Source organism: Nostoc sp. DedQUE12b, from assembly GCF_034530835.1.
Classification (GTDB): domain Bacteria; phylum Cyanobacteriota; class Cyanobacteriia; order Cyanobacteriales; family Nostocaceae; genus Nostoc.
In genome coordinates, this window is sequence record NZ_JAVRCI010000140.1 from 1 (window position 1) to 9,924 (window position 9,924).

General features: G+C 41.8%; 8 protein-coding genes and 1 pseudogene. 5 read left to right on the top strand and 4 right to left on the bottom strand.

What is annotated here, in order from left to right; all coding sequences use genetic code 11:
• A partial coding sequence (locus tag RMY16_RS32405; RefSeq protein WP_416211728.1) for a WD40 repeat domain-containing protein occupies positions 1-2,198 on the bottom strand: 2,198 nt, incomplete at its 3' end.
• A gap of 18 nt (positions 2,199-2,216) precedes the next feature.
• Positions 2,217-3,257: a CHAT domain-containing protein gene (locus RMY16_RS32410; RefSeq protein ID WP_322739814.1), complete on the bottom strand. Its 1,041-nt coding sequence runs from the start codon at positions 3,255-3,257 to the stop codon at positions 2,217-2,219.
• 368 nt (positions 3,258-3,625) lie between these two features.
• Between RMY16_RS32410 and RMY16_RS32415 the strand changes: the two are divergent.
• Positions 3,626-3,864, top strand: a pseudogene (locus RMY16_RS32415) (hypothetical protein); the annotation flags it as partial.
• A gap of 172 nt (positions 3,865-4,036) precedes the next feature.
• Complete coding sequence (xylB, locus tag RMY16_RS32420) at positions 4,037-5,503, top strand: xylulokinase (RefSeq protein ID WP_322739815.1); 1,467 nt, start codon at positions 4,037-4,039, stop codon at positions 5,501-5,503.
• 265 nt (positions 5,504-5,768) lie between these two features.
• On the opposite strand, the gene RMY16_RS32425 is transcribed toward xylB, so the two are convergent.
• Positions 5,769-6,386 carry a hypothetical protein gene (locus RMY16_RS32425; protein ID WP_322739816.1) on the bottom strand — a complete coding sequence of 206 codons (618 nt, stop codon included), beginning with the start codon at positions 6,384-6,386 and terminating at the stop codon, positions 5,769-5,771.
• Positions 6,387-6,543: 157 nt separating this feature from the next.
• On the opposite strand from RMY16_RS32425, the gene RMY16_RS32430 reads away from it, so the two are divergent.
• A complete protein-coding gene (locus tag RMY16_RS32430; RefSeq protein WP_322739817.1) occupies positions 6,544-7,299 on the top strand; it encodes a TspO/MBR family protein in 756 nt (251 codons plus the stop codon).
• 297 nt (positions 7,300-7,596) lie between these two features.
• Here the strand turns inward: RMY16_RS32430 and RMY16_RS32435 are convergent, their stop codons facing one another.
• The gene (locus RMY16_RS32435) at positions 7,597-8,574 is read right to left on the bottom strand and encodes an aromatic ring-hydroxylating dioxygenase subunit alpha (RefSeq protein WP_322739818.1); all 978 of its coding nucleotides are present in this window, start codon (positions 8,572-8,574) and stop codon (positions 7,597-7,599) included.
• Between the two features lie 264 nt (positions 8,575-8,838).
• Between RMY16_RS32435 and RMY16_RS32440 the strand changes: the two genes are divergently transcribed.
• On the top strand, positions 8,839-9,252 hold the full coding sequence (locus tag RMY16_RS32440) for a nuclear transport factor 2 family protein (RefSeq protein WP_322739819.1): 414 nt from the start codon (positions 8,839-8,841) through the stop codon (positions 9,250-9,252).
• A gap of 332 nt (positions 9,253-9,584) precedes the next feature.
• A complete protein-coding gene (locus RMY16_RS32445) occupies positions 9,585-9,752 on the top strand; it encodes a hypothetical protein (RefSeq protein ID WP_322739820.1) in 168 nt (55 codons plus the stop codon).
• Positions 9,753-9,924 lie beyond the last annotated feature (172 nt).

Here is a 9,924-nt window from a genome sequence, read left to right on the forward strand (position 1 = left end):
GTGGAGGTATCCCACAGTTTTACTGTGTTGTCAGCACTTGCAGAAGTCAGCATCTTGCCATCGGGGCTGAAGCTTACCCCCCAAACCGCATCTTTATGCTCAGTTAGAGTTTTAATTTGTTGACCGGTGGAGGTATCCCACAGTTTCACCGTCTTGTCAGCACTCGCAGAAGCCAGCATTTTACCATCGGGGCTGAAGCTGACTCCATTAACCGGGCTTGTATGCCCAGTGAGGGTTTTAATTTCTCTGCCGGTGGAGGTATCCCATAGCTTCACCGTGTTGTCATCACTCGCAGAAGCCAGCATTTTACCATCGGGGCTGAAGCTGACCTCATTAACCGAGTTTGTGTGTCCTCCCAAAGTATTGGGTGCGGCAACATTGTGAACTGTATTTAATAACGCCAGTTCTACCTGGGTGCGAGTATTCGCATCTACTTCCCATAATTGATTTTGCATTTTTATAGCAGCTTTTATGCTTGATTGAAGAGCTTTCCGTCCATCTAAGTTCAAAAACCCATCGGAACTTTGAGCTAAGGAATTAATTTCACTGATTGCAGCCTTCCTCCAGCCGATAACCGCTACCCCTGCTAAAACCAAAGCTACTACCAAACCACTAACCAACCCTGAAATAGTCCGTTGCCTTCTACGCGATCGCTCCTTTTGCTCTCGCAACAACAGTTCTACACTAGCTTGGATAAATTCTTGCTCCTCTTCGCACAGATATTCTCGGCGTTCTTTCAGCTTTTCTTCCGCATCTGCCAACGCTACACCCCGCAACAATGCCCCTTCATCTCGCTGCGTCTGTTTCCATTGATTGATTCCTATCCGCAACCAATCTTGCCAAGCGCGAAAACTACGGTCTGTGTCCATCCATTGTCGTAATTCACTCCAATTACGAATCAGCGCTTCATGGACAACCTCCACTGTTTCTTGATCTTCAGGATTACGACTAGTAACTACTAATCGCGCATCTGCTAATTGTTTCACCAATCCCCAGCTGGCTTCACCCAATTCGGCTTTCGTCGCCAATCGCCGCGTATCTTCCGTTCCTTCCCCTGGATGCACTAATTGGATGAAGATTCGCCGTACTTTTTTCTTCTCGTCATCTGTCAAGTTGCCATATTTTTTATCAGCATGGCGAGCTAGGGCACCTTTTACTTCACCAATGTCCTCATAAGCTGCATGAGTTAACTGTTTTCCCTTGCGCCGTTTCCACAATTCCGTTAATGCAAACTCCAACAGAGGTAAATTACCTGGTTCTGACTCTACATCATCCAAAATGCGTTTTACCAGTCCCTCTTGAAAAGTTACCCCTAACTTCTCAGCAGGCTTGACAATTACCTGCTCAAGTTCTTCATAATTCATCGACCTAATAAGCTTGATATCAGTTTTCAATAAATCTCCAAAAGGGGGATACAATAGCGCATTTCCCAAGAAATCTGCCCGCATTGTTGCAACAAGTATATGCTTGTAGTGTGATTGAGAAGGGCAAGATGGAAAGCTAGCTAATAAAGTATCCAGGAAACTATGGCGAATTTTCTGATCCGTACATAGAGTGTAAATTTCTTCAAATTGATCGGCAATTAGCAAGACCTGATGCGTGGGATGATTTTGGTGAATCTGGCCAAATACATCAGCTAGAAGTACATCCCTATTCTGCAAGTATTTTGCTAACTGACGAGCTTGAGCTATCCGTTCAGTAGCATTCAAATCTAGAGTATAAAGTGGAACTAGCGCCAAAGCCAGAGCATGGAAAGGATCTGAATCGGGACGGAAGTGAGTAAATAGCCAGTGACCTTCATTTTGAAGTTTGGGCACCAGTCCCGCCAAAACTATCGAAGATTTCCCGCTTCCAGATGCACCCAAAACTGGTATAAAATTGCAGCTTTGAGTCGCTGCGAAAAGTTCTCCTGTACATACCTCTCGTCCAAAGAAAAACTCCGCATCATTGGGACTAAAGTGAAACAAACCGCGATAAGGGCAGGGAAGAATTTTGTCAGCAGCATCAGTCGATTCAACAGGTACTACCTGAGTACCTTCACCGTAATGGTAGTTGTATATTATTGATATACTGCCTTCGACTGTACCAAATGCAGTACCGCCACTCATATCTCCAATAGCTTGGTTCTTATTACCTCCCAAAACTTGTTGAATTTCACTTGAAGGCTGTTTCGGTTGAGGTGTTGGCTCAGTTGACATAAGTTATAGCTACCTTAATTACATACTTACGTTGCCGTGTACTCTACCAATTGCCTTGGCATTACCCTCCATTTTTCCAATCACTTGGTTGCCACTTCCACTGACATCTTGCTGGATATTATCACCACCAGTCTCTGTAGTGGATTTTTCTGATAAAATTTGAGCAATTTCTGCTGCTAGTGTGGGTTCCCCTTCTAAAATTTTCTTCAGTTGTACCCGCAATGCAGTTTGTAAATCTCCGTCTTCTGGGTCATTTGCTACATCTTTAGCTGCTTCCAAAGCCGCTGCTTTACCTTCTACCTTTGGTTGCAATTTACTCCAAACAACAGTCGCTTTTCGCCAAACATCTTCACCAAGCTTCTGGGATGCTCCTTCCACCGCCTTATTGCCCACATTCAGTAGAAATGGCAGACAGGGCGTTAAAAATTTTACTAATAAAGAAATATCCATTGGTTTATGTGGTTTATCTATATTTATTCTTGTTGTAATAACTGGAATCTCGGCTTGGGAAAGGTTTTCTAGTTTAATCGCCACTAAACCTTCCTGAAAGGCTCTTGGAAATACATCTTGAATTTTTGAAGTTGCATAACCCAATCCATCATAAAAACCTTGAGCGAACTGGATTGCGGATTGATCCTGAATCTCCTGGTTCATGCCAATGGCATAATTAATATATTTACTAATTGCCTCAGCAGATTTGACAGAGTGACAAGCATTTAATAGCACACAGTTTACACAATCTGCGTGTAATTCAAAAAGAGATGCCAGCCCTTCTGGTGGCACAGCTTTGTTCTGTCCCCCATTATCTTCTAACAGCAAACTTCCATCTTCTAAACCGTGTCCGCAGAAATGCACGATTGTGGGTTTTTCTTCTGCGATCGCCCTGCGAATATCCTGGGGTCTAACAGCAGTCCTAATATCAACATCAAATATATCCCGTCTTACAGCACGTCGGATACATTCTTCAACTTCTCTAATTTCTTTATCCAAGCGCAAACCGTGGGGAATTGCTGCCAAAATCAAAATTTTTTGTGGCTGAGTAGCTTGTTCCTTAACCATCTCCCACCCTTGATGAATGTATTAAACCCTGCCGGATTGGCAAGGGATAAATGCTACTCCAAAGCTAAACTTAAGAATTCCGGAAAGCTGTTCTTTAGGACTTACGCATTGATAGATTGCTAAGATAATGCAGTTAAAAATGAGTGTCGTCAAAAGCAGGTATCGGACAATTTGTGACAATTCCTGAGACTCATTGGAGAATTGAAATTTTTCACAGAATGATAAAACAAGAGACCTCTTGCATAAGTCGAATCGACCCCCCTTAATCCCCCCTTATAAAGGGGGGAAACTTGAAATCTTGCTTCCTCCCCGTATGTATTGGGGAGGGTTGGGGAGGGCTGATTCAACGATTTTTGCAAGAGGTCTAAGTATGTGGTATTTGTCGATTCATGGTTAGAGATAGCCATGCAATTAAAACACACATTTTTTGTTCACTTTAAGCATTTGTTTGTTGAGAAAAAATGCGTTCTGAAAATTATATTTTCAATTTAGTTATGAGTTGCAAAGGAACTTATTCACTTTAGTGGTGCGTGAGTATATTGTGGACAATCCCACTAATACTTATGCTGCTTCGTACACATGGGTAATATTTTTTGTCAATTTGTAAGTCCTAATCTTAATAAAATAAATATAATAAAACTTATTCAGTCTTGGCTTATTGGCAGATATTGGAGAAAATTTAACGTCTCAAGCAATAACCAGAGTCGCTGATAAGCCTACTCAGTAATGCTTGCAGTTCAGTGTAAGAATATATCACGATTAAGAATTTGGAGGGGCAATTGACTGACATCGTAGTTGGCTTAGACTTGGGTACAGGAGGAGTACGAGCGATCGCAGTTAATCTGCAAGGGCAAATTATCGCTCAGGCAACCAGAAGCTATCCTTTGCTAACTCCACAACCCGGTTGGACGGAACAGAACTCATCGGATTGGGTCGAAGCAAGTTTGGATGCTCTATTTGATGTTACTCAACAACTAAACGGACATCGACCGATTGCACTCGGTTTGTCTGGACAAATGCATGGCATGGTTCCTCTCGATGTGGAGGGTAAAGCAATCAGACCGGCAATTTTATGGAATGATCAGCGTACAGGTAAAGCTGTTGCTGAAATTGAAGCCGCTATTCCCCGTCAGGAGTTGATCCAGCGAACTGGAAATCCAGCAATTACGGGGTTTCAACTGCCGAAGCTCTTGTGGTTGCGGACTGAAGAACCACAAGCATACACTCGGTTATGGCAGATTCTTTTGCCCAAAGATTATCTAGGATATGTGCTAACTGGCGAAGCAGTGACAGAACCATCTGATGCTTCTGGTGTGGGCTGTCTGAATTTGGGTAATCGGCAATGGGATACAGATATTCTCCATGCTCTCAATATAAAACCAGCGTTGTTCCCTCCGGTAATCGAATCTACCGCGATCGCTGGACGGCTAAAATCAGAAATAGCCGCGCGCGTGGGATTACCTGTGGGATTACCCGTAATTGTCGGTGGAGGTGATAATGCCGCAGCAGCGATTGGCTTGGGCATCTCATCAAGCAACCTGAGCCGGGGTAGTTTGAGTATTGGCACATCAGGAGTGATCTTTGCACCCTGCAATCGCCCAATTCCCGATCCCGAAGGTCGGGTGCATTTGTTCTGTCATGTAGATGGTGGCTATCATTTGCTAGGAGTAACCCTAGCAGCAGGTGGTTCTCTGCGTTGGTATCGAGATACATTTGCACCGCATATATCATACACCGAGCTAATGGATATGGCAGAGCGATCGCAGCTTGGGGCGCGTGGTGTTCTATTTCTACCCCACCTCGCAGGAGAACGCAGTCCCCACCTCGATCCAGATACTCGCGGTGCTTTGGTGAATTTATCATTAGCTCATACGCAAGCAGATATAATTCGCGCTGTGCTGGAGGGAGTTGCATTTAGTCTGCGAGAAGCTTTGGAGGTAATTAGTGCGATCGCTCCGGTTGATCAACTCTTAGCAACGGGGGGAGGCGCGCGTTCTCACATCTGGTTACAAATTTTGGCAGATGTTTTGCAAACAAAACTCATTGCTCCCAAAGCTGAAGAAGGAGCTGCTTACGGAGCGGCTATTTTGGCAATGGTGGGGATTGGTGTTTATCCCAATTTAGCAGCTGCACTCAAGATTTTACCGCAGGCTAGTAATGTAGTACAGCCGCAGGCAAATCCTTTGTATGAAGCAGGGTTTAAGCGCTACAAGTTACTTTACGATACCCTGAAAGCCGTGCGTTAATAACTGCTGAAGACCAGAGCGATCGTTTCGCTCTTTGTCAGGTGGAAAAAACATTGAGCCAAACTCAGTCATAGAGGCACGACCCTAGTAGATGGAGAAACTCATGCCAAGTGGATATATTAAACGAAATAAGCTACTAAGTAGGTAGACATAATTAAATATAAAATAAACTCCTAGTTTGTAGTGAGCGATTTATCGCTCAGAACAAGGATTATCAGGACTAAAGTCCTTACTACAAACTTGAAATTTATTTATGCCTCGATACTTAACTACAATAAGCCAGACTGCTTAATCCAGGAGTATTCACTAAGTCAGTATTGACCATCCAACCATTACCAGATAACTCTCCAGGGAAACTTCTGGAAAGGTCGATTTCTACCCAAATATAATTTTCAGATTTATATGACTTAACGACATTACCTGTAACCAAGTTCACAAACACAACTGTGTTTGGATAAAGTGTTGTAATAAAAGGTTCTTTTGTAGTTGGTTGGCGACGTATAGTTTCCTGTCGTACAATTTGCCGACATACACTACCAATAGTAGGTTTACTCCATATATTCTGAGCGTTGTTATTCGGCTGGCAAAATTTCAGCACAGCAGTTTGAATAAATCCTGAAGTCGGAGCTTTAATTCTGACAAATCTATCTCCACTAACTGGTATATATGCTAAAGTAACTCTTGTTTTTGCCGACAATATTCTGATAGCGTTGGATGAGGTTGAAGGTTCTTTGAAAATTGCAGTATTTACTTTAGTTGCACGACAACTTGACTGTGCAGAATTAAAGGGAGTCTGCGCGATTTGAGCAAATACAGGTACACCCAGAGTAAATGTAGCAATATTTACTAGAGTAAAAATATACAATAACTTCTGAAATTCCACGTTTTTTCCTCAATATCACTTACGAAAAACTGTACATCAGATTCGGAACTTAATAAACTCTGATATTAAAAGAGCATAACCAAATTATTTTTAACTATTAGAATATCATATAATGACTTATTAATACTAATTATCAACTACGCGCCATCTCTTAATTATGAATAAATCCAAGAATAGTGGAATAGTTGAACAGTTTGTTAATACAGTGATGGGGGTAAAATCTGGGAATCAACAACAGTCTCTAAACACATCAATAGCTACTACACAAGAACTAGATATTAGAGCAGTTTTAGTTTATACACTAGGGACTATCCTACAAATAGCGGTGATGATTCTCGTGTTACTGGGAATGGAAAAATTAGTAATGTTGATTGATAACAATTCTTCTTTTCCCAATTGGGTTAGCACTTTATTGACTGGATTATTTTTTGCTCTATTAAGTATCCGTTCTCGAATTTTTTCTCTTTTAGATAATACCCGTTCTCGTCAGACCTATGACCAGGTAATCAGACCAAGATGGTCTCCTCCACCTTTAGCATTTCCCATAGTTTGGATGATAATTGCTGTTTTACGAGTAATTTCTTCTGTATTGGTTTGGCAGCAAATGAATCACCAGTTTTTAGTGTTGCCTTTAATTTTGTTTGTAGTACATCTGGCATTAGGGGATACTTGGAATACGATTTTTACTGTAGAACGGAGATTAGGTGCTGCTGTACCTGTAGTTATTTTAGGCCCTTGGTTATCTGCTGTAGTGGTGACGGTAATTTATTGGCAAACTAATGTTGTAGCAGGAATGACTTTATCATTTTCTTGTGTGTGGTTAACTGTAGCTGCTGTTTTGGTATTTAGAATTTGGCAGTTAAATGGATCTGAGCGATTGTATCCTTTAAAATTAGCACCTGTGGATCAATAAATACCTAAAATTCACCTTGATATGAAAGCCAATTCAAGATACATAAAAAAGGTAGAGCAGTTAACAATAGACCTCTTGCAAAAATCGTTGAATCACCCCTCCCCAACCCTCCCCTTGTGAAGGGGAGGGAGCAAGATTTCAAGTTTCCCCCCTTTATAAGGGGGGATTAAGGGGGGTAGATTCGACTTATGTAAGAGGTCTAATCTACCGTTTTTTTAAATCTTTAAGGGAGTTAGCTTCTAAACTAATTTTATCTAAATCTTTTTTCTTAATCATAATCAGAAGCATCGCCAAGTTTTAAATAGTACCGAAAGTAACACCCTGTTGTTTGAGCCACTTCCGGTATGCGATAGAATAGCGATCGCTCGGTAAATGTACTTCTGATTGCAAATCTAAAGGTAAGCGTCGGGGTTGCTGGGACTCGACAATGGCAATATCTTGACTAGCAACTTTATTTTGAATATCTAGATACACTTCCACTTTTACTTCACGGACACTGTTTACCATTAACCAATATTGCGCCACGCACTCATCTTCATCGACTGGTGTAATTGTATAGAAGATATTTAAACGATGATCTCCAGGCCCAAGTTTAAAGTATGCCACTAGCGGACGAAAAATGCGGTAATCGTAAGTGTTGAAAATCATTGGTGCTGACAGAGGATTACCGGAATTAAAATCTAGTTCCCACAAACCACATTTGAAACTAATCCCATCTGGAAGAGACTCTAATTCATAGTGCGTCAACTCAGGACGACTAGCGTGGGCAAATAATCCCGAATGCATAATTGGGAAGTGTGCCGGATCGATGAAATTTTCCAGCACCCGCAGAGGGCTAGAGTGATAGTAGTAAGGGCCACAGAAAATCTTTTGATAGACCGGATCGTACCACTCAGAAAACGGAGCTATGTCTTGTTTTGGTGTCCCTAAACAAACCCAAAGCAGATCGTAACGCTCTTGAATTTGGTAAGTTTTAACACAAGCTTGGGCAGGGGGCAATTGTTCGGGATTAGCCGGAACTTGTACACATTTTCCCTCGCTATTAAAGGCTAAACCGTGGTAAGGACAAACAAGAGTCTCTTTATTAACATATCCTAGAGAAAGACGGGCACCACGATGAGGGCAAAGGTCTTGCCAAGCTAAAACTTTGTCGCCATTATGCCAAAGCACTATATTTGAGCCTAATAAGCGCTTTTGCAGGACTGTTCCAGGTTGGAGGTCTTGCGATCGCGCTATTACATGCCAATCATTCAGCAAAATCTGGTCTTGAACCATGAGTATCGACACCCGTCAGGTCAAATACCTATATCTTAATTATCCTGTGGAAAAACTATCAAAGCACTTTTAGATTTGTTAACAGATAAATGTGCGATCTCTATGTATGCAAAACCTCAAAGTGGTGGTAAATTCAGGTTATATCATGTCCGGTTAAAGACTTATCATTAAGACCTCAGAGGAGCAGAGGGGCAGAGGGGATGGGTTTTTGGGCTTTCTGCATAGAGAAAGGGAATTATAACTAATTAGCCGGACATGATATTAATGTATAAATCCTATAAGTTTATCAAAGTGATAGAAAACAAAACAATGGAGCGGCAAACCCCAACTCAAATACAGCAGGATTTACTGATAAAAGCCTATGCTGCTTTCAACGCCCGTCAGATTGATTCCGTTCTTGCGTTGATGCACTCTGATGTGGAATGGGCGAATGGTATGGAAGGCGGATATGTTCACGGCCATGCGGCGGTGCGTGATTATTGGACTCGCCAGTGGAGCTTAATCAATCCTCATGTTGAACCTCAAGGTTTTCAACTTGATGAAAGCGGGCGGATAGTGGTTCATGTTCATCAAGTAGTGCAGGATCTAGATGGAAACTTGATACACGAGCAAATGGTTCAGCATATTTACACTATCGAGAATGGATTAATCCGACAAATGGATATTCAGGCTTTGTGAATTAAGGAGCCTTGGTTTTAATCTTGTGCAGTTTTTCAACAACCATATTTATATTGTTACAGCGGATGGTTATTTGGTTGGCGCAGATTTGCAAATAGCAACATTTATTTCCAAAAACCACGGTGAAAGCGGATATAGTAATTAACTGGATTCGCCGCCTCTGTTATTAATTAGGGAAGCGGTAGTTCGATATTTAATTTGTTCCCTATTTCCATAACATTCTTTGCAAAGTCTGTCATACCTGCGATCGAGGCAGCAACTACAGTAGCAGCAGTTATTAAAGCTAGTAGACGCTTTTTGAGTTTGGGTAAATTGCGTTCTTTTTCTGGCTTTTGAATTTCTACTTCTACATCATCAATATCAATGGTGATGTCATCGCGGATATCTGGTGGGAATTGGGTAGCAGTTTGGCGCAGGTTGCCGATCAGTTGCAGAATTTCGCTGAAATTTCGACAAACTTTCGATCGCCTCTGGAATCTGGGTTATTTGGTTGTAACTGAGGTGAAGCTGCGTCAGATTAGTTAAATTAGCGATCGCATTTGTTGATTTGGCGTTCGCATTTGCTGATTTGGCGATCGCATTTGTTGATTTGGAGTTCGCATTTGTTGATTTGGAGTTCGCATTTGTTGATTTGGCGATCGCATTTGTTGATTTGGAGTTCGCATTTGTTGA